We start from the raw sequence: 20201 nt of genomic DNA on the forward strand, positions 1-20201 counted from the left end.
CGGAGCGATAAAGCATGGATGATCTGGACCGCAGGCTGATCTCCGAACTCAGGATCAACAGCCGTGCTTCACTCCCTCGGTTGGCAGAGTTGCTCGGTGTGGCAAGAGGCACCGTGAAGGCACGCCTCGACAAGCTTGTATCGTCCGGGACCATCCGCAGTTTCACGATCCGGGTCGGGGATGACTCTCCTGATATGCTTCGGGCCATCATGGTCATTGAACTGATGGGAAAGAACATTCGTGCCACAGTATCGACGATCAAGCGCATCCCCGGCATCGTGACTGTGTCGAATACCAACGGCGTTTGGGATCTGGTGGCCGAAATCGAGACCGCCAACCTGACCGAGATGAACGGGATCATAAGCGAAGTCCGCAGCCTGAACGGAGTATCGAAATCCGAAACATTCATCTTGCTGGGTGCTGCTTGACGGTTGGCCCGGGGTGGGCGCCAGACCCACCCTTTCTGCCACCTCATCGCCCCCGAAATTTAACCGTCTTCGTCCGCGCACCGCGAAGCAGAAAGGTTTGCGCAACCCGAACTCCGACATGTTCCCGGTACAGGGGGGCATAACCTTCGGCAATTCGGGCAAGGCCACGACGCCGCATCAGGCATTTTCCGGGGCTCGCGCGGGCAAAAGCCACACGATCATCCCAAGGACCGATGTCAGGAGCAAGACGATGCCGAAGGTGGCACTTGCTGCAAAGCCTTCGGCCCCGGTCGCACCGGCGAGCGGGAAAAGCACCACCGCTGCCCCTTCGCGCAGTCCCCATCCACCGATCGTCAAGGGGATGAGCATGGTAAACAGAACAAGCGGCAGGATCACCAGCATCGCCCCGGGCGAAAGGATCACCCCGACCGCAGCCGCGCAGGCCGCAAAGGCCAGCAGGTTGGCCGCGACCGTACCAAGGCTCAGCATCGCCTGCGCCCCCCGGACATCGCGCGCGAACAGCGCCTGCCAAGCAGCCCGCCGCCAGGCTTGAACGCGCGGCCAGCGCGGCCCCACACGCAACATCGCCCAGCCCGCGGCAACCAGCCCCACTGCCACCAGCCCAAGCATGGCCTGCATGGCCACCGGCAGATCAATCCCGCCCGGCCACAGACCCACGACCAGCGCGCCCACCAGCGTGACCGCCACCAGCGCGGCCTGACCGGCCATCCGTTCGAACAAGACCGCCTGTCCAGCCCGTTCCAGCCCGACGGCGCCGCGCGCGCGCACCGCCCGCCCGGCATCCCCCACAACGCCCCCGGGCAGCGCGAGGTTCACCATCTGCGCCAGAAAATACTCACGCACCGCGTGCAGGAAGCCCATCTCCTGCCCCAGCCGTGCCGCCGTCAGCCGCCAGCGGATGGCCGACAGCAGGGTCTGCCCGATCAGCAGCGCCACCGCCACGGCAACCCAACCGGGGCGCACCCCTTGCAGCCGCGCGACCACATCCGCCCCATCGACAAGCCGCCAGACCAGCACGATCAAGACCGCTGCCAGCCCGATCCGCAGCGCGCGCGCCCAAGATGCCATCACGGTGCCACCCCGGTCGAAAAGCTGCGCACGAAAAGATCACGCATCGCTTCCATGGGCAGCGGCACCTGCGACGCGGGCGGGATCAGGCCGGGTGCGAAACCCCACTCCGCCGCACGTTCAACCAATGGCGCCGGACCGATCAGATGGATCGGCACATCGAACCGATCCTCCTGCGCGACAAAACCCGCCGCCTGATGATCGCCCACGATGACGATCAGCGGCATCTCTTCCGCCGTTCGCAAGGCATGACCGAAGACCGCTTCAAGCGAATAGCCAATCGCTTGCCTGTACTGATCGCGCACCCGGTCACGATCGCGCCAGACCACATCCGGCGGATCACCCTGAACCGCCATGGTGTTGAACACGGTCCCATCACCGACAGCGTCCCAGTCAATCATCTGCGGCACCGGCACCCATGGCGCATGGGACGAGATCAGCACCACCTGCGCAAACAATCGCCCCGCCTGCCGCCCGGCGGACTTGCGCAGCAGCCGGTCAAAGGCCGCAAGCGTGTACTGATCCGGCATCGTCACCCAGTTGAACGGCAGCCCACGATAGCCAAGGTCCGCAGCCGCAAAGATCTGGTCAAAGCCCTTCTGCGCGCCTTCCGGCCAGTCCATCGTGATTGCCGGCATCACGGTCGCTGTCTCGAATCCCGACCGCTGCGCGATGTGGAACAGCCCTTCCCGACCGCTCAACAGCAGCGCCCGATAGCGCACCTGATCGTTGATGCGCAACCCGCTGGCAAAGGTCGCATGGGCAAGCCAGCTCTGCCCGCCGCGCGTCGATGAGGTCAGGTAACCTGACCGCATGGCAAAGCCTTCTGCGGCAAGGGCGCGCGCAGCCGGTTCCAGCACATCCCTTGTGGTCGCAGCATAAAGCGGCCCCTCGATGCTGGCCCGGCCATAGCTTTCGATGAAGACAACGATCACGTCCCGGTCGATTTGGTCCAGCAGGCCGTCCACCCCGCGGAACGGGTCCGCCGCTGCGGCCACGCGGAACCGTCGCATATCTTCGAGCGTGCGCAGAACCAACCGTACGCGCTCTGCCGCGACACGCGCCGTGAAGGCCGCCCCCGGAGGATCGACCGGCATCTGCCAACGGTTCATGATCGCTGCCGCTTCATAGGTCGCTGCCGCCGCAACCGCGAGGGCCACCCCCGCCGCCATGCGCCGCACCCCGGGGCCGGCCTGAGACAGCGGCAGTCGCGCCCATACCCCCAACGCCCACCACAACGCGGCGGCCAGCGCCACCAGCGCCGCAGCCGCCGCCACGTAAACCAGAACCGCGCCAACCCGTCCCACAGACCCCGAGAGCAGGTTGTATCCCGCACCTGCCAGATTGATGTCGCCCACCGGGTTGAAGCCCCGGCCAAAGGCCGTGAACATCGCAAGGTCCGCGCCTTTCAGCAGCACGATCAAGACAAGCACCGCCACCAGAACGCCGCGCAGCCATCGCCCCAGCCGTCCGTCACCGATCAGGGGCAACCCCAGCAGCAGGACCGGCAGTTCCAGCGGAAACAGCCCGAGCGCCCCCCATGTCATCGCGCCGGGATGGTTGGGCTGGATCAGGACAAGATACAGCAGGATCGCCGCCAGAATGACGGTCATGACGGGCCGCATCGGCAGGCCTGCCCGGCGCATCATGCCCGATGCCTCCATAGCCAAAGCACGTCCCGCCCGAAAGACCAGACCAGCGCCCCCACCGCGCCCCAGGCCACCGCCCGCGCTGCCATGGGCGGTAGTTCGGGCACCTGCAGCACGATCAGGGCGCCGATCTGCACCACGCAAACAACCTTGCGGCCAAAGCGAACGGGCAAGGGCGCGGCCAGCCACGGGCAGGGCCAGAAGGCCGCGACAAAGGCATAGCGCATCGCCCCGAGCAAAAGCACTTCGGGGCCAGTCATGCCGCCCAGCCAGACATGGCCCGCCAGAACCAAGGCCAACGCCGCATCCGTTTCCATGTCGAACCGCGCCCCGAAATCCGAGGCAAGCCCGCTGCGCCGCGCAAACCAGCCATCCACCCCATCCAGCGACAGCGCCACAGCCGCAACGGCCAGCACGTCCCATCCCTGCGGGCCAGACCAGATCATCCCGAACAGCCCGGCCGTCATCGCCGCGCGCGCCTGCGTCACCGCATTGCACAGGCCAAAGCGCGGATGCGGGTAGTGCTGCGGCAACATCCGTAGGACGAAGGCCAGCATCGCCAGCGTCCCTGCAAAAGACACCGCAACCGCCATCCAGCCGCCGTCGGGGCGCAGGATCATCGGCAGAAAGGCCAAGGCCACCGCCAGCGCGGCCGCCGGGCCCACACCTGCGGGCAAGCCATCCCTTGATCTGTCCTGATGCGCCTCTACTGTCATGGCATCACAGGGAGATGCGTCAGATGCGGGATTCGGCTTCCGGCTACAGCAACGGCCAACGCAGCCTGCACTGGATCATGGCGATCCTCATTTTTCCTATGCTCGTCGTCGGGTTCGTGATGGTGCAGCAGGGCCTCCCGCGTGCGGTGCAGAACAGCATGTTCGTCCTGCACAAGAATATCGGGGTGGTGGTGCTCATCCTTGCGGCCCTGCGCATCGCCCTGCGCCTGCGCCGCAGCCCGCCCCCCCTGTCGGCCAGCCTGCCCGCGTGGCAGCGGCGTGCCGTCCATGCCAGCCACGGGCTGCTCTATGTGCTGATCCTTGTCATGCCCCTGTCGGGTTACATCCGGGTGCGGGCGGGTGGCTTTCCGATCGAGGCGCTGGATCGCCTCGGCCTGCCGACGCTGGTGCCGCGATCCGATGCACTGGCCAATGCGGCGAAGTTGATCCACGAAGTCGGGGCTTATGCCATCGCCGCGCTTCTCGTGCTGCATATCGCGGCCGCCCTGCAGCACGCGCTCATCCTGCGGGATGGCACATGGGCGCGGATCTGGCCGCCGGTGACGCGCCGCTGACATATCGCGCGCCTCAGCGCAGCCGAACGGCGCGCGCCGCTTCGGCCACCCGCGGCGCCGAATGGATCGGCTGCCACGCCTCCGCCGCCCGCGCCGTAAGGGCGCAATCAAACACGACCTCGCGCCCGATGCCATAGGCGCGGGTTTCCGGGCGGATTGCATCGGCCAGCCGCGCCACTGGGCTTTGCAACGTCAGGCCCTGCGGTCCGCCGCCAATCAGCAGGGGCGACACCGCCACCTGCAACCGGTTCAAGAGCCCCGCCTCCAGAAAGCGTGCGATGGTGATCCCGCCCCCCTCGATCATCACGTTCCGCAGGCCAAGGTCATGCAGAGCGGTCACGATATCGCGCGGGTCCAGCCAGCCGTCACGCAGGGGCAGATTGACCACCTCCACGCCCTCAGGGCGGGGGCGCGCGACGCCCTGCACCACGATCCGCCGGGCCCCATCGGCGCGAAACAGGGCCACATCTTCGGTCAGCCGTCCACGCGGATCCACCACGATGCGCGCCGGGTTCGGCCCGCTGCACATCCGCACCGTCAGTTGCGGGCGATCATGAATGGCCGTCCGCACCCCGATCAGCACGCCATCGACAAGCGCCCGCATCCGGTGCAGATGCGCCAATCCTTCCGGCCCCGATACATCGCGCGCATCGCCCGTCACCGTGGCCACCCGCCCGTCCAGCGACTGGCCGATCTGCGCCACCGTCACCGGCCCCAGATCCCGCCGGGCCAGCGGGGCATAAAGATCCAGCGCCGCGCGTTCGCCCGGGGTCCAGCGTCCACAGCAGGCGCAGCCATTCCCTGCCCGGATCGACAGGATCCGTTCCCAGACCCTCGGCGTGACTTCCACGTTCTGCATCGTCAGCCCCTCCGTTCCGAAACCGTCTGTGGCACCGCCAGCAGGTCGCGATGCCCGATCCGGCACAGCCCCTGCCCCACCCACGCCTGCCGTGCCGCACGCCAGGCCGACGCATCCCCCGCAAAGCCCGCCTCTTGGGCGGCCTGCGCGATGCCTGCCAGCAATTCGTCCTGCAACGCGGCCCGATCGGGGCCGAGCTGCCACGGGCTGTCGCCCTCGCGCACGGCATAGCCCGCGGCCTGCAAGCGTTCCGCCAGATACTGCGTTGCCCCCGGCCCCAAAGCCGGGCCAAAGCCTTTGTCACCCACCTGATGGCGGTTGAAGGCTGCGGTGATCTGCCCATCCTCGGGCAGTTCGGGCGTCCAGTCCATGCGGCCGTCATAATTCAGCGCGGCATAGAGGGGCAGGTTCAGCCGCGTCAGCCGGTCCACCAGCCGGTCCACCCAAGGGGCCGATGCCAGATCAAACAGGGCCGAAGCCGTCACCAGCGTTGCCCCGTCCAACGGCAGCGCGTCCACATCGTTGAGATCGAGGCGATGCGCCTCTCCGCCCGCAAGGCGCAGCAGCGCGGCATCGCCGTCCACCATGCGCCAGACCGCACCGCCCAGCCGCGCACCAAAGGCGCGGCGCGTGGACCCCGTGCCGCAGCCCAGATCGACCACCACCGGGCGCGCCCCTGCGACCCGCGCCGCCGCCTCCAGCAGCGCGTCATCCCGCGCCGCGTGGTCGGCGGGTTCACGCAGGGCAAGCCAGTCGGCGGAAAAGCCCATGGCTCAGATGTCCCCTTCGCACCAGGCGCGGGCCATGTGGCTTTCGTGCAGGGTGATGCGCAGCCGCTTTACCCGACCCCCATCCTTCAACGCCCCGGCGCGCAGCCGTTCGGCCATGCCCTTGTGGATCACACCGCAGAGGAACTCGGTCGTGGTGAACTTGCCTTTGAATTCCGGCACTTCATCCAAATTGCGATAGCGCAGCGGTTCCAGCACCGCCGCCAAAGCCTCCACCGCCAGCCCGATATCCACGACCAGACCGTGGTCATCTATGGTCTCTGCGAAGAACGCCGCGTCAACGGTGAAGGTCGCGCCGTGCATCCCCTGCGCCGGGCCGAACACCGGCGAGGGCAGCGAATGGGCGATCATGATGTGGTCACGGACTTCTACAGCGAACATCTGGCTTTCCTTGTTCAATAACGGATGCGGTGGCACAGCGTGCCCGGCGCGGTAAGCACCGCGCCATAAGTGTGGGGCAGGTCGTCAAAGGCGCTTTCCCCGGAAATCAGCGCGTCCACTGCCGGATCCCGCAGCAGGTTCAGCGCCTTTTCCAGCCGCCGCCGATAGGTCCAGCGCGGCGCACGAGCCGGCGGGACCTGCCCCACCTGCGAACTGATCAGGCGCAGCCGCCGGCTGTGGAATGCCCCGCCCAGTGGCACCGGCGTCTCCCCGCTGCCATGCCAGCTTGCCTCGACCACCGTCGCCTCCGGCCCCGCGCAGCCCAGAGCCGTGGCCAGACCCGCCGCGCTTGCGCTGGCATGGATCACCACGTCACAATCCTTGGGCGCGTCCTCCGGTGCGGCAAAGCTGCACCCAAGCGCCCCCGCCAGCGTGCCACGCCCGGCCACAGGATCGACCAGCACCACCTCGGCCCCCGGAAGCCTTGCGCAAAGATAGGCCACAAGCGCCCCCACCACCCCGGCACCGATCACGGCGATACGGTCCCCGGCACCGGCGCGGCTGTCCCACAGGATGTTCAGCGCGGTCTCCATATTGGCTGCAAGCACCGCCCTCGGCCCCGGAACATCGTCCGGCACGGGGATCAGCGCCGCCTCTGGCAGACGAAAGGCGGTCTGATGCGGAAACAGCGCAAAGACGGTTCGCCCCGCAAGCGCGCCCTCTGCTGCCTCGCCCACCATTGCATATCCGTATTTCACCGGGAACGGGAACGCCCCATCCTGAAACGGCGCGCGCATCCGCGCCCATTCGGCCTCGGGCACCCGCCCCTCGGACACCAAGCGCTCTGTCCCGCGGCTGATGCCAGACCAGCGCGCCTGCACCAGGACGCCCTCGCCCAGTGCAGTATCGCGGATCTCGGCCCGGCCCGGGGCAGTGCACCAGAGCGCCCGGGCAATCATGGCAGAAGATGCCCGGATTTCCGCGCCTTGGTCGCCAGATACCCGGCATTCTGCGCTGTCCGACCCACGACCAACGGCACCCGCTCCACCACATGAAGCCCATGCGCATCCAGCATGGCAACCTTGGCCGGGTTGTTGGTCATCAGCCGCACCTTGCCGATCCCCAGCCGCGACAGTAGCGCTGCGCCAATGCGGAAATCCCGCTCGTCATCCTCAAAGCCGAGGTGATGGTTGGCTTCCACCGTATCAAGACCGCGCTCCTGCAGGGCATAGGCGCGCATCTTGTTGGCCAAGCCGATCCCCCGCCCCTCCTGATTGAGGTAGAGCAGGACGCCACCGCCCGCTTCGGCCATCGCAGCCATGGCCGCCTGCAACTGCGGGCCGCAATCGCATTTCAGACTGCCCAGAACATCGCCGGTGAAACAGGCCGAATGAAGCCGGACAAGCACCGGCGCATCGCGCCGGACCGTCCCCACCTCGATGGCGTAATGCTCCTGCCCGCCATCCTCAGGGCGGAAGACATGCACCCTGCCCGCGGCGGATACCGCCATGGGCAGAGCGGCCGCACTGACCGGCAGATGCGGCGACAGAAGCGCGGTTTCGGCCTGCACCTCTTCCACGGTCAACACCGTAAGCCCCTGATCCAGCGCAACCGTCTTGGCATCCGCCATCGGCACGCAGAAAAGCGCGGGCAACAGTTGCGCCGCCTTCACCAGGGCGATGCCCGCAGCCTGTACGGCGCCACCTTCCTTCATTGCCAGCGCCCGGGGTGCCGCCATGCCCGCCTCACGCAGCGGATCGGCCAGTTGCAGCACCTGTGCATGGGACAGCCCGCGCGCCGACAGCCGTACCGTGGCGGCCCCGCCGGCCTCCAGCCCCAGTGCCGTCGCCCGCGCCCCGGTCAGCACAAGTTCGGCGCCGCCCGTCTGCAAGGCGGCGCGGTGGCGCGCTTCGGACAGACCTTCCACCGCCAGAACCAGAACCCCAGGCGCCGTCGATCCCTGACCCGGGCCCTGCAGAACCACGGGCAGGCCAAGGCGCAGATCACAGCGCGCTCGCATCAGCCTTTCGCTGCGAGAGGGGGCGAAAACCTGGGAAACAAAGGTTTCTACGTCTAGCACACGGCTCGTTACAGTCATGGCGATCCCGGTCAATATGGCCCACGTTACTTAGTGTTGCGACTCACGGGGCAAGAGGGATGACACAATTTCGATGCCCAGATCACGTTTCCGTTGGGCTGCGCATCACCTTGAAACTCCGGCTCGACAGAACCGTAAGTCAGCGCATTTGCAGCGCTGGCGTACTGGGTTTGGGACAGGAAAAGGGCGGTTAGAGATGGGCATGCGCAACTGGCTGGGTCTCGCGCGATCGCTGGCGATCTATAACAATCCGCTGCGCACCCTGCCTCTGCGGCGGTTCTATCGCAGCCTGCTGTCACCCGGCGATCTGGCCTTCGACATCGGCGCCCATGTCGGCACGCGCGCCCGCGCGATGCGCGGTGCCGGGGCGCGGGTGGTCGCACTGGAACCGCAGGAACCCTTCGCCAGCTTCCTGCGCCGCACCCTGCCCCGCGACATCCACCTGATCGAGGCTGCCGCCGGCCCGCAGGAAACCGTGGCCGAGATGGCGGTCTCCTCGCTCCATCCCACCGTCTCCTCGCTGCAGCCGGATTTCGCCGCCACCGCCGGGGCCACGCCCGGCTTTGCCCATGTGAAATGGGACCGTCGCCAGCAGGTTCGCGTCACCACACTCGACCGTCTGATCGCCGAACATGGGATGCCCGCCTACGTGAAGATTGATGTCGAGGGGTTTGAACTCGACGTGCTTGCCGGCGTGTCGCGGCCGCTCCCGCTGGTATCGGTGGAATATCTGCCTGATCTGCCCGATCAGACCGTCCGCGTGATCGAAAGGCTGCAAAGCCTTGGCGCTTACCGCTTCAACCCGGTGCAGGGCGAGGCGGGGCGCTTCCTGTGGTCCGACTGGCGCAAGGCGACCGACACGGTCGCCTGGCTGCGCGCCCTGCCGCCGGGCAGCCGATCCGGCGATCTCTATGCCCGGCTGCAATCGGCGAAATAAGGGCCCATCACCGCGTCCAGATCGACCCGCGCTCGCAACCGTGAAGCCAGCAGATAGAGCCCGCCGAATTTGCGATGCAGGAACAGCACCTCGGGCGGTGGCACGTGCCACAGATCGGGGTCCATGCCCAAGGCCATCGCCCGATCACGCAACTCCATGACCAGATCGCGCTGCCCGAAATCAAAGATGCCGCCCTTCCGCAACGGCCCAAAGGCCAGCTCGGCAAGCTCCAGCACCGCCCGTCTGTGGCCATCGGTCAGGCCATCTGGCAGATAGCCCATCTCCACCATGGCGCGCAGCATCGCCTCCGGCTCGCCCGCGATCCCGGTCTGCACCACCGCGCGCAGGCGCGGCGCCAGCCCCGGCGAAAAGCTGCGCGCTGCGCCAAAATCCAGAAGCACGATCCGGCCCGTTTCTGCCTGCCAGCGAAAATTGGCAAAGTTCGGGTCGGTCTGCATCAGGTTGAAAACGAACACCTCTTCCAGAACCAGCCCGATAAGCCGCGCCGCCACCCGATCGCGCAGGGACTGTTCGGCGTTCTCGAGGCTCTCAATCGGCTGGCTGTCTAGGTAATCCATCGCCAGCACGTCGTCGCCCGACAGATCGTTCTGCGGCACCGGCACCACGAACCCCGGACGTCCGTCCAACAGCGCCCCGAATCGCCGCATCTGCGCCGCCTCGCGCCGGTAATCCGCCTCTTCGTGCAGCTGCCGCTTCGCCTCGGCCAGAAGCGGCCCCACGTCCAGCCGCCCCGGTACCAAGCCCGACAGCCGCAGCAGCGCCGCCACATTATCCACGTCACTGTCGATGCTGGCCCTTACGCCCGGATATTGCACCTTGATCGCCAGATCGCGCCCGTCCTTCGTCTGCGCCCGATGCACCTGCCCGATCGACGCCGAGGCGACGGGCCGCACGTCAAATCGTCGAAACCGCGACAGCCAGCCCACGCCCCAGGCCCGATCGAGGACCCGCCGCAACTGCACCGGTGGCATCGGCTCGGCATCCGCGCGCAACCGGGCAAGGATGGCCGACAGTTCGGACGGCAGCATCTCGCCCGCATCCATTGACAGAAGCTGCCCCACCTTCATCGCGGCCCCGCGCAGCTGCGCCAGCTGATCCGTCACCCGCCGCGCATTTGCAGGCGTCAGGATCAGGTCACCCAGCCGTGGCCGTTCCCCTTGGGCCAGCCGCAGCGCGCCTTCGGCAAGTACCCGGCCACCGATCCCCGTGGCCAACCCGCCCAGCGCCATCATCCGCCGCACCCGCCCGGCAGGCACCGCCTTGCCCTCGCGCTCATCCATCGCGCAGCACTCCGGCAAAGGTATCGAACAGCGCAGGCACTGCCGCCACCACGGTTCCCGTCGCCCAAGGATCCTCGTCCGGCGTCCAGCCTTCGACCTGTACCCCTGCGGCCGCCATCAGCGCCAGCCCGGCCCCGATATCCCAAAGCTGCAACCGCCGTTCCCAGAACCCGTCCAGCCGCCCCGCCGCGACATAGGCAAGGTCCAGCGCAGCCGCCCCCATCCGCCGCACGCCTGCGCAATGCGGCATAAGTCGCGCGATGTCTGCGGCATGGGCGGCGATATGGGCCATACCGCCGAAGGGGATGCCGGTGCCGAACAGCGCCTCGCGCATCGCATCCGTCCCGGCGGGTCCGACCGTGCGACCGTTCAATGTGATCCCCCCGCCGGGGGCGGTGGCAAAGGTCTCGCCCCTCAGCGGATCGTGGACAACGCCCAGAACTGGCCGCCCCGCCACCTCCAGCCCGATGGACACGCACCAATGCGGCAGCCCGCGCAGAAAATTCGTCGTCCCGTCCAGCGGATCGACGACCCATCGTCGGCCGCCCGCCGCTGCCCCCGTCTCTTCGCCCAGCCAGCCATCCCCGGGCCACCCGCCCAGCAGCCGGGCGCGCAGATGCGCCTCGGCGGCAACATCGGCTTCGGACACGAAATCCCCGGCCCGTTTTGAGGTCACCGTCAACCGCTCACGCGCCCTGTAGTGCGCCAGGAGGATCTCGCCCGCCTCTTCCGCCGCGGCCACCGCTGCCGCAAGTTCCTGCTGAAGATTGGTCATGCCGCCATCTCAGGCTTTCGCAGAACTGCCACCGCGCGTCGCGCAACATCGTCCCAGCCGGGCAGCGCCTCCCCGGCGCGCCGCGCCGCCGCCGCCATCGTGGCGCGACGGGCTTCGTCCGACAGCAAGGACCGCAGCGCCCCGGCAAAAGCGCCCGCATCATCCGCCGCGACCAGCAGACCTGCCCCGCGCGGCACGGTATCGGGCACCGCGCCCGTCCGGCAGCTGACGATGGGCAGGCCCTGCGCCAAGGCTTCGGCGAAGACGATCCCATATCCTTCATATCGGGTGGCCAGCGCGAAGACCGACGCCCTCGCATAAAGCTGATCCCGCTCCGCCATACCGATCCCTTGGGCCAAGCGCACCCTTTCGGTCAGGCCCCACTCGGCGATCTGCCGCTCCAGTTGCGCGACATAGCCTGCATCCCATGGCGTCCCCGCGATCACGGCCTGCCAATTCAGGTCAGGAAGACGCGCCAGCGCGTCGATCAGCACGTCATGCCCCTTGCGCGGATGCAGCAAGCCGACGGACAGGATCAGAGGAGGGGTCGCCTTCTCCTGCACCGCGACAGTCACCCGGTCGAGCCCCGGCACAAGGACGGTGATCTTTTCCTCCGGCACGCGATACTCGGCCACCAGCACCGCCTTGGTATGCGGGCTTGGCACGATCACATGCCGGGCCAGCGCAAGGTTGTCCGCCTCTCTGCGCCGCAGGGCCGTCGCAACACTGGCCTCCAGTGCTGTCTCCAGCGCAAGGGGATGGTGCACCAGCGCAACGATCGGTGCCGCGATCCGCGCCACCGCGTCCGTAGGCAGCGCCCCGAATGCGAGGCCGTCTATGATGACAGGCGTATCGGCAGGCAGGTCCTGCAATTGTGCCACGGCAGTTTGCATGGCCCCTTCATCCGGCTGCGGAAAGCCTTCGGGCAACGTCACCACGGTGATGCCATGCCCCAGCGCCATCAGGCTTTCCACCAGCCTGCGATCATAGAACGATCCGCCCGTCTGCGTGGTCAACGCGCCGGGGACGGCGAAGGCGGCGAAAGGTTTCGAAGGCATCGGGCATCCGCTCCGTCCGGGCGCAGCCAGAACGCGGCCTGCGCGCGTCAGATAGGGGCGCCGGGCCCGACATCAACTGTCACAAACCTGCCGATCCACACGGCGCGCGTGCCATCCTCTGCGACGGGCGGGCAGATCAAACCCGCCTTGCCGGAGATGGGCGCATCCGGGCGGCACCCCCATGCCATAGCCCCGAATGCGCCCATCTCCGGCGGCGGCCTGCAGCCGACCCCCACGGCGCTGCAGACCCGTCCGACCGGTTAGGCCGCTGCCAAGCCCCTATTCGGCCGCGGTCATCCCGGCCGCACAGCGGCGACCCGGAACCTCCTCCACCCGCAGGCTGACAAGGGTGGCATCCGCCCCGCTGCGCGCCAGAAGGTCGCCGATCCGCGGCGTCTCCATGAATCGATGCAGCGCGACGCCCTGATCGGCTGTCGCGATCTCGACCACCCAGACCTTCCTGGTACCGATCAGTTCCTGCCGCCTGCGGCGCGCGCGATCCAACAGACGCTCGCCCGACCGTTCGGCCTGTCGGAAGGCGCCGATGTAGCTTACCTGCGCCCCGGTCATGCCCGGTCCTCCAGCCCCGTCTCCGGCGCACATCCCGGCCCGACCTTCCACAAGGCGACCTCCGCCCCTAGCTTTAACGACATCATCTACCCTTTCCGACCCGTCCGTCGGCGCTGCTGGCGCTTGCCGGAATGTGGCAAAATTCGGGCAATTTCGTGACATAAGAAGGTCTTGCGATCTGCTGGCCAAAGGTCCCGGACCATGCGCGAAAGCGGCCCCGATCTAAGGACGCCCCTTCGCAGCACAGCCAGACAAAGGCAGGTCCGCGCCATATCCCCGCGCGGCAGCGCCGCTGGGGGGCGCCGGCAACCGGTAAGGGCCGTGGGTGCGCCTGTCGCCGGATGTCCCCCTTCCTTGATCGGTCACATCGCGGGATGCGCAGGATCCGTCGGTGGATTTTCCATGGCCCGCAGGTAGACAGCAGATAGACAGGGGTCGAACGTCGCCCCCTCTGCAGACGCAAGCGGAGCCCCGACCTGCTGACGCAATGGCAACCATAACGGCGACCAGACAGGACATAGGGATGGAATTAACCCCAATTTTCTTGATTTTCAGGCAATCTGCGCTCATATCCGTCGGGCGACGTTAACTCTACTCGACTTCTGTCTTCGGATTTTCCGGCCACAGCATCGACCAAGCTGACGGGGCCAGGCCGCCGCACAGTGCGGGCGGCAGACTTTGACAGGAGACTTCACGATGGCCAAGGGCACCGTGAAATGGTTCAATGAAACCAAAGGCTACGGCTTCATCGCCCCGGAAGGCGGCAAGAAGGACGTGTTCGTTCACATCACCGCGCTGGAGCGTGCTGGCCTGCGCGGCCTGAAGGACGGCCAAGCCGTGACCTTCGACATCGAAGCCGGCCGTGACGGCCGCGAATCGGCCACGAACCTCGCGCTGGCCTGATCTTCGGGTTCCGCTCATCACCGTTCGGGCGCAACTGTCACGGTTGCGCCCGTTCGTGTTTCTGACAGCCCGTCCAAGCGCAACGTCTATCCGCGACATGGCGATCGGCCTTATCTGCTAGCCACCGCCCGGTGCGTGCTGCAAGTTCGGGTCATGACGACGCCTGATTACACCCGCCTCATCGACGCATCCACCTGGGACTTCATCCACAGGTCCGAGGCCGCCTATCCCCCCGACACCGCCAGCCTGACCATCGCCGACCAACGCGCCATCTACGATGCGATGTGCCGCGGGTTCCACCGGGGCTACCCGCCCGGGATCACGTCCAAGGATCGGCTCTTTGGCGGGGTGCCCTGCCGTCATTACCCCGGGACAGACGGCACAATTGTCTATTTCCACGGTGGCGGCTTCGTCGTGGGTGGCCTGCACAGCCATGATGATGTCTGCGCCGATCTCTGCGCGGCCACGGGTCTGCATGTCGTCTCTGTCGACTACCGGCTCTGCCCCGAACACCCCCACCCCGCCGCGTTTGACGATGCCTGCGCCGCAACCCTGGCCGTTGCCGCGGAACTTCCCGCACCGCTCCTCCTTGCAGGCGACAGCGCGGGCGGGAACCTTGCCGCCGCCACCGCCCATGCGCTTGGCCGGCATGGCCAGCACGGGATCGCCGGGCAGGTGCTGATCTATCCCGGTCTGGGCGGAGACACCGATCACGGCTCCTACCTCACCCACGCCCATGCGCCCATGCTGACCCGTGATGACGTGCTGTTCTACGGCGGCATCCGCCACGGCAACGCCCCCCCGCCCCCGGCTGATCCAAGTTTCGCCCCCCTCTCCGACCACGATTTTACCGGCCTTCCCCCGACCCTCGCCATCGCCGCCGAATGCGATCCGCTGGCCGACGATGCCGGCGCCTATGCCGCCCGTCTTGCCGCCGCCGGAACCCCCGCCCGCGCCGTCATCGAAACCGGCCTCGTCCATGGCTACTTGCGCGCCCGCACCACCGTGCCCCGCGCTGCGGCCAGCTTTGCCCGCATCACCCGCACCCTGTCCGCCATGGCCCGCGGCACATGGCCCGAAACGGAGGACCACGCATGAACGCCCCGATCCCGAACCTTACCCACTGGCAGGAACGCTGCGACATGGCCGCCGCCTTCCGCTGGACGGCCCGCCTGAACATGCATGAGGCAGTGGCCAACCATTTCTCGCTCGCCGTGAACGCAGAGGGGACGCGCTTCCTGATCAATCCGAACGGTCGCCACTTCAGCCGGATCACCGCCTCCAGCCTGATCGAGATCGACGCCAACGATCCCGCCACCATGGCCCGCCCCGATGCCCCGGACCCCACGGCGTGGGGCCTGCACGGCTCCATCCACCGCGCGCTGCCCCATGCCCGCTGCGTGATGCACGTCCATTCCATCCACGCCACGGTTCTGGCCAGCCTCGCCGACTCTCGCCTTCCCGCGATCGACCAGAACAGCGCCATGTTCCACAACCGCCTTGTCGTCGATGACCAGTACGGCGGCATGGCGTTCGAGGAAGAGGGCGCACGCTGCGCCGCCCTGCTGGCCGATCCCAAGACAACGGTGATGGTGATGGGCAATCACGGCGTGCTGGTCATCGGGCAAACCGTGGCCGAGGCGTTCAACCGTCTCTACTATTTCGAACGCGCGGCCGAGACCTATATCCGCGCCCTGCAGACGGGTCGCCCCCTGCGCGTGCTGCCGGACGCCATCGCCGAAAAGACCGCGCAGGAATGGGAGGCCTACCCCGGCTTTGCCGATGTCCACCTGCGCGAGTTGCGTACGATCCTTGATGAAGAAGCCGACAGCTACGCCCGCTAAGGCACAAGGAAAGGCGCGGCCTTCATCGTGGGTGGCACGGGCACGCCCATCCGCGTGAGGATCGACGGGGCGAGGGCGAGTTGGTCCAGAAGCGTGTCCTTGGGCGGCATCGCGCTGTCGCCGAAGTAATAGAAGGCAAAGTCCTGCTGCAACTCGCCCGCGCCGCCATGGTGGCCGCGCTCATCCTGCCCGTGATCGGCCGTCACGATCACCTCATACCCAGCGCGTCTCCAGCGATGGATGAACGGGGCCAGCTGTTCATCCAGAAGATAGCAGGCATGATCCATCGCGTCACAGTCATGGTGAAAGCGGTGGCCCATGCTATCCAGCGTGCAGGAATGATAGAGCCCGTAGTCGATCCCCTTCGCCTCGCACAGCCGCGTCAGCGTGGCGAAGAGGTCGTGATCCGACGGCGTCATCTGGTTGTCATGGCCATAACCCGCCATGGTGTGGAACCGCCCGTGATGGATCGGTCCTGCCTCTTCGTCATATTCGATATCGCGCACCGCATCGAAGGGGGCGCGCTGAAAGAATTCCGACCAGAAGGAATGTGTCACCGCCCCGGTCCGCCGCCCCGCCCGGGCCAATTCGGAAAACACGTCCGGCAGGTCGATCTTGCGCACCGCGTAATTGCCCCAGATGCCATGCACCTGCGGCGGCACGCCCGTGTGGATCGACGCGTAGCACGACGCCGAGGTGGAGGGCAGCACCGCCCGCATCCGCCACACCCGCGCCTCGCCCGATTGCACCCAGCCTTCCAGATTGCCGAACAGCCGCCGCCAGTTGCGATAGGGCACCCCGTCGATGAGGATCAGCAAAAGCTTACGCGCCATCAGTTCCCTGCGCTTTCCATCTTGCGATGGGCCAGCATCTCTTCCAGCCAGCCCAGCCGCATCTCCGGGACAGAGGAGAGAAGCAGATCGGTGTAATCGTCAAAGGGTGGGGTCAGCACATCGGTCTTTGACCCGTAGCGTACGACCTGCCCGCGATACATGACCGCGATCTTGTCGGCGATGGCCTTCACCGTGGCCAGATCATGGGTGATGAACAGATAGGCCACATGCTCCTGCGCCTGAAGGTTCAGAAGCAGCTTCAGGATGCCGTCTGCCACCAGCGGATCCAGCGCGCTTGTGACTTCGTCGCAGATGATCAGCTTGGGCTTTGCGGCCAGCGCCCGCGCGATGCAGACACGCTGCTTCTGCCCGCCCGACAATTCAGCCGGATACCGGTCAATGTAGCCCTTGCCCATCTCGATCTGGTCAAGCAGTTCCTGCACCCGCCTGCGTTTCGCCTCTCCGCCCATGCCAAAGTAGAACTCCAGCGGGCGCCCGATGATCGTACCCACGGTCTGACGCGGGTTCATGGCCGTATCGGCCATCTGATAGATCATCTGCAATTCCCGCAGATCGTCCTTGCTGCGCTCCTGCAGCGCCCCGCTCAGCGCCCGCCCGGCAAAGGTGATCCGCCCCTGCGAGGGCGGCAGCAACCCGGTAATAGCCCGGGCGAGGGTGGATTTCCCCGAACCGCTCTCCCCCACCACGGCCAGCGTCTGCCCGGCGGGCAGATCGACCGTCACGTTCTTCAGCACATCGAAATTCGTGCCCTTGTAACGCGCCGTCACGTTCTGCACCGACAGCACGGCCGGGGCCGCAGCCTTCTCTTCATGGTCGATGGATCGGACGGACACCAGCGCACGGGTATAGTCCTCATGCGGGTCGGTGATGATCTGCCGCACGGGGCCGTATTCCACCTTCTTGCCCTGCCGCAGCACCAGAATGTCATCCGCCACCTGTGCCACCACGGCCAGATCATGGGTGATGTACAGCGCGGCCACCCCCGTGTCGTGGATTGCCTCCTTGATCGCGGCCAGCACGTCGATCTGTGTCGTCACGTCCAGCGCGGTGGTGGGTTCGTCAAAGATCACAAGATCGGGCTTCGGACACAGCGCCATGGCCGTCATAGCCCGCTGCAACTGCCCGCCTGACACCTGATGCGGATACCGGTTTCCGAATGTCTCGGGATTGGGCAGCCCCAGCTTGCCGAACAGCATCACCGCCCGCGCCTCGGCCTCGGCGCGCGCCATAAGCCCGTGCGACAGCGTGGTTTCGATCACCTGCTCCATCAACCGCTTGGCCGGGTTGAACGCCGCCGCGGCCGATTGCGCCACATAGGTCACCTCGCGCCCGCGCAGCGCGCGCAGCCCTGCCGGCCCCATCCCCCGGATGTCGCGCCCGTTCAGGATGATCTGCCCCCCGGTCAGGCGCACGCCGCCCCGACCATAGGCCATGGCCGACAGCCCGATGGTGGATTTGCCTGCCCCGGATTCCCCGATCAGACCCAGCACCTTGCCCTTGGCCACGCTGACCGACACATTATCCACCAGCACGACATCGCGCGGCGGCTCGCCCGGGGGATAGGAGGTCGCCTCGATCCGCAGGTTCCGTATCTCAAGCAGGTCAGCCACCGCGCCCCCCTTTCAGGCTTGTCGTGCGCGACAGGATCCAGTCCGCCACAAGGTTCACCGATATCGCCAGCAGCGCGATGGCGAGCGCGGGCATCAGCGCGGCGGACTTGCCATAGATCAGCCCGTCCTTGTTCTCCTTCACCATCCCGCCCCAATCCGCCAGCGGCGGCTGGATGCCAAGGCCAAGGAAGGACAGGGTTGAGATGAACAGCACCGCAAAGATGAAGCGCAGCCCGAATTCGGCCACCAGAGGCGACAGCGCATTGGGCAGGATCTCGCGGAAGATGATCCACGACTGCCCCTCGCCGCGCAGTTTCGCCGCCTCGACATAGTCCATCACCGTGATGTCCATGGCCACGGCACGCGACAAGCGGAACACCCGCGTCGCATCCAAAAGGCCCATCACCATGATCAGCACGGTCAGGTTGATGGGCAGCACCGACAGCACGACCAGCGCCACGATCAGCGACGGGATCGCCATCATCAGATCGACAAGGCGGCTTACCCCCTGATCAATCCAGCCGCCCTTCACCGCCGCCAGAAATCCAAGAAAGGACCCAAGGCCAAAGGACAGCAGCGAAGATGCCAGTGCCACGAAGATCGTGATCTGGCCGCCATAGATCATCCGGCTCAGGATATCGCGGCCGATCGTATCGGTGCCCAGCCAATGCCGTTCGGACGGCGCCTCCCACACCCCGCCGATGACAGCATCCAGCGGATAGGGCGCGATCCATTGCGCAAAGATGGCGCAGAACAGGAACAGACCGGTCAGGATAAGGCCGATGAGGGCAGAGAGAGGCATCTTCATTTCGGGTGCCTCAAGCGTGGGTTGGAAACGATGCCGATCACGTCGGCCAGAATGTTCAGCCCGATATAGACCGCCGCAAAGATCAGCCCGACGGCCTGCACCACAGGCAGGTCACGTTTGGCCACATGGTCCACCAGATATTGGCCCAGCGCGTTATAGCCGAACACCACCTCGACCACGACCACGCCCACCACCAGATAGGCAAGGTTCAGGACCACGACCGAAACGATGGGCGCGATGGCGTTGGGAAAGGCGTGCTGCCAGATCACCCGCATCGGCGACAGGCCCTTGAGTTCCGCCGTCTCGATATAGGCCGATTGCATCACGTTCAGGATCGCCGCCCGCGTCATCCGCATCATATGCGCCAGCACCACAAGGACCAGCACGATCACCGGCAGGGCCACCGCCTGAAGCCTTTCCCAAAAGCCCATGCCGGGAAAGACCATGGCGACGGGCTGAAAGATCGGAAAGACCTGCGTCAGCAGGAAGATCACGAAATAGGCCGCCACGAATTCGGGCAGCGAGATCGTCGAAAGCGTGACCCCGGAAATCACCTTGTCCGGCCAGCGCCCGTTGTAGCGCGCCGCGATCAGCCCCAGAAGAATGGCCAGGGGGACAGAGATCACCGCCGCGCAGGCCGCAAGGAACAGGGTATTGCCCAGACGTTGCCCGATGGCCTGACCGATATCCTGCCCATTCGTCAGCGCCACGCCGAAATCGCCGGTCAGGATGCCGCCCAGCCAGTCGAAATACCGCACATAGGCCGGCCGGTTCAGCCCCAGCGATTCACGCAGGTTCGCCAGCGCCTCAGGCGTGGCCGACTGGCCCAGGATCGCCTGCGCCACATCGCCGGGCAGCGCCTCGGTGCCGAGAAAGATCAGCAGCGAAACGGCCAGCAGCAGAAGCAGGCCCAGCGCGATACGCTGGGCCACGAGTTTAAGGATCGGGTGCACCTTGC

At 66.6% G+C, this 20201-nt stretch carries 22 protein-coding genes; 6 read left to right on the plus strand and 16 right to left on the minus strand.

Annotation, left to right across the window (positions count from 1 at the left end; translation table 11 throughout):
• The first annotated feature begins 14 nt into the window (after positions 1–14).
• Positions 15–428, plus strand: coding sequence for an Lrp/AsnC family transcriptional regulator (locus tag GU920_RS03655; protein WP_161765595.1), 414 nt, complete (start codon positions 15–17; stop codon positions 426–428).
• 177 nt (positions 429–605) lie between these two features.
• Here the strand turns inward: GU920_RS03655 and GU920_RS03660 are convergent, their stop codons facing one another.
• Genes GU920_RS03660 through GU920_RS03670 form a run of 3 tightly spaced genes read right to left on the minus strand, consistent with a single transcriptional unit; the run spans position 606 to position 3843 of the window.
• Positions 606–1517: a lysylphosphatidylglycerol synthase transmembrane domain-containing protein gene (locus GU920_RS03660; RefSeq protein WP_161765596.1), complete on the minus strand. Its 912-nt coding sequence runs from the start codon at positions 1515–1517 to the stop codon at positions 606–608.
• Complete coding sequence (locus GU920_RS03665) at positions 1517–3166, minus strand: sulfatase-like hydrolase/transferase (protein ID WP_235933044.1); 1650 nt, start codon at positions 3164–3166, stop codon at positions 1517–1519. The genes GU920_RS03660 and GU920_RS03665 overlap by 1 nt, the downstream gene beginning before the upstream one ends.
• Positions 3163–3843, minus strand: a complete 681-nt coding sequence (locus GU920_RS03670; RefSeq protein WP_235933046.1) for a CDP-alcohol phosphatidyltransferase family protein — start codon at positions 3841–3843, stop codon at positions 3163–3165. The genes GU920_RS03665 and GU920_RS03670 overlap by 4 nt, the downstream gene beginning before the upstream one ends.
• Positions 3844–3905: 62 nt before the next feature.
• On the opposite strand from GU920_RS03670, the gene GU920_RS03675 reads away from it, so the two are divergent.
• Positions 3906–4457 carry a cytochrome b gene (locus tag GU920_RS03675; RefSeq protein ID WP_161765598.1) on the plus strand — a complete coding sequence of 184 codons (552 nt, stop codon included), beginning with the start codon at positions 3906–3908 and terminating at the stop codon, positions 4455–4457.
• Positions 4458–4470: 13 nt separating this feature from the next.
• Here the strand turns inward: GU920_RS03675 and GU920_RS03680 are convergent, their stop codons facing one another.
• Genes GU920_RS03680 through ribA form a run of 5 tightly spaced genes read right to left on the minus strand, consistent with a single transcriptional unit; the run spans position 4471 to position 8505 of the window.
• Entirely contained in the window at positions 4471–5316 is an 846-nt protein-coding gene (locus GU920_RS03680; RefSeq protein ID WP_161765599.1) for a RibD family protein, read from the minus strand.
• Between the two features lie 2 nt (positions 5317–5318).
• Positions 5319–6086, minus strand: a complete 768-nt coding sequence (locus tag GU920_RS03685; RefSeq protein WP_161765600.1) for a class I SAM-dependent methyltransferase — start codon at positions 6084–6086, stop codon at positions 5319–5321.
• Between the two features lie 3 nt (positions 6087–6089).
• A complete protein-coding gene (locus GU920_RS03690; RefSeq protein ID WP_161765601.1) occupies positions 6090–6485 on the minus strand; it encodes a 6-pyruvoyl trahydropterin synthase family protein in 396 nt (131 codons plus the stop codon).
• A 14-nt stretch (positions 6486–6499) separates the two neighbouring features.
• Positions 6500–7444: a zinc-dependent alcohol dehydrogenase gene (locus tag GU920_RS03695; RefSeq protein ID WP_161765602.1), complete on the minus strand. Its 945-nt coding sequence runs from the start codon at positions 7442–7444 to the stop codon at positions 6500–6502.
• Positions 7441–8505 carry a GTP cyclohydrolase II gene (ribA, locus tag GU920_RS03700; RefSeq protein WP_235933049.1) on the minus strand — a complete coding sequence of 355 codons (1065 nt, stop codon included), beginning with the start codon at positions 8503–8505 and terminating at the stop codon, positions 7441–7443. Before ribA ends, GU920_RS03695 begins: the two co-directional genes overlap by 4 nt.
• Positions 8506–8779: 274 nt before the next feature.
• Between ribA and GU920_RS03705 the strand changes: the two genes are divergently transcribed.
• Complete coding sequence (locus tag GU920_RS03705) at positions 8780–9520, plus strand: FkbM family methyltransferase (protein WP_235933051.1); 741 nt, start codon at positions 8780–8782, stop codon at positions 9518–9520.
• Here the strand turns inward: GU920_RS03705 and GU920_RS03710 are convergent.
• The 4 genes from GU920_RS03710 to GU920_RS03725 form a co-directional block, all read right to left on the minus strand.
• Positions 9493–10821 (minus strand): ABC1 kinase family protein, encoded by a 1329-nt coding sequence (locus GU920_RS03710; RefSeq protein ID WP_161765604.1) that lies wholly within the window; start codon positions 10819–10821, stop codon positions 9493–9495. The two genes, GU920_RS03705 and GU920_RS03710, sit on opposite strands and share 28 nt — an antisense overlap.
• A complete protein-coding gene (locus GU920_RS03715) occupies positions 10814–11596 on the minus strand; it encodes an inositol monophosphatase family protein (RefSeq protein ID WP_161765605.1) in 783 nt (260 codons plus the stop codon). Before GU920_RS03715 ends, GU920_RS03710 begins: the two co-directional genes overlap by 8 nt.
• A complete protein-coding gene (locus tag GU920_RS03720) occupies positions 11593–12654 on the minus strand; it encodes a glycosyltransferase family 4 protein (protein WP_161765606.1) in 1062 nt (353 codons plus the stop codon). Before GU920_RS03720 ends, GU920_RS03715 begins: the two co-directional genes overlap by 4 nt.
• Before the next feature lie 279 nt (positions 12655–12933).
• Positions 12934–13224 (minus strand): hypothetical protein, encoded by a 291-nt coding sequence (locus GU920_RS03725; RefSeq protein ID WP_161765607.1) that lies wholly within the window; start codon positions 13222–13224, stop codon positions 12934–12936.
• Between the two features lie 696 nt (positions 13225–13920).
• On the opposite strand from GU920_RS03725, the gene GU920_RS03730 reads away from it, so the two are divergent.
• From GU920_RS03730 to GU920_RS03740, 3 genes are all read left to right on the plus strand, one after another.
• Positions 13921–14127, plus strand: coding sequence for a cold-shock protein (locus tag GU920_RS03730; RefSeq protein WP_023665438.1), 207 nt, complete (start codon positions 13921–13923; stop codon positions 14125–14127).
• A 153-nt stretch (positions 14128–14280) separates the two neighbouring features.
• Positions 14281–15225 carry an alpha/beta hydrolase fold domain-containing protein gene (locus GU920_RS03735; protein WP_161765608.1) on the plus strand — a complete coding sequence of 315 codons (945 nt, stop codon included), beginning with the start codon at positions 14281–14283 and terminating at the stop codon, positions 15223–15225.
• Positions 15222–15971: a class II aldolase and adducin N-terminal domain-containing protein gene (locus tag GU920_RS03740; protein ID WP_161765609.1), complete on the plus strand. Its 750-nt coding sequence runs from the start codon at positions 15222–15224 to the stop codon at positions 15969–15971. Before GU920_RS03735 ends, GU920_RS03740 begins: the two co-directional genes overlap by 4 nt.
• Here GU920_RS03740 and GU920_RS03745 read toward each other — a convergent pair.
• Genes GU920_RS03745 through GU920_RS03760 form a run of 4 tightly spaced genes read right to left on the minus strand, consistent with a single transcriptional unit; the run spans position 15968 to position 20196 of the window.
• Positions 15968–16804 carry an alkaline phosphatase family protein gene (locus GU920_RS03745; RefSeq protein ID WP_161765610.1) on the minus strand — a complete coding sequence of 279 codons (837 nt, stop codon included), beginning with the start codon at positions 16802–16804 and terminating at the stop codon, positions 15968–15970. The two genes, GU920_RS03740 and GU920_RS03745, sit on opposite strands and share 4 nt — an antisense overlap.
• Positions 16804–18435, minus strand: a complete 1632-nt coding sequence (locus tag GU920_RS03750; protein WP_161765611.1) for an ABC transporter ATP-binding protein — start codon at positions 18433–18435, stop codon at positions 16804–16806. The genes GU920_RS03745 and GU920_RS03750 overlap by 1 nt, the downstream gene beginning before the upstream one ends.
• Positions 18428–19243, minus strand: a complete 816-nt coding sequence (locus GU920_RS03755; RefSeq protein WP_161765612.1) for an ABC transporter permease — start codon at positions 19241–19243, stop codon at positions 18428–18430. Before GU920_RS03755 ends, GU920_RS03750 begins: the two co-directional genes overlap by 8 nt.
• Positions 19240–20196 (minus strand): ABC transporter permease, encoded by a 957-nt coding sequence (locus GU920_RS03760; protein ID WP_161765613.1) that lies wholly within the window; start codon positions 20194–20196, stop codon positions 19240–19242. The genes GU920_RS03755 and GU920_RS03760 overlap by 4 nt, the downstream gene beginning before the upstream one ends.
• Positions 20197–20201 lie beyond the last annotated feature (5 nt).

It is taken from the genome of Paragemmobacter ruber (assembly GCF_009908315.1).
In the GTDB taxonomy this organism is placed as follows: Bacteria; Pseudomonadota; Alphaproteobacteria; order Rhodobacterales; family Rhodobacteraceae; genus Paragemmobacter; species Paragemmobacter ruber.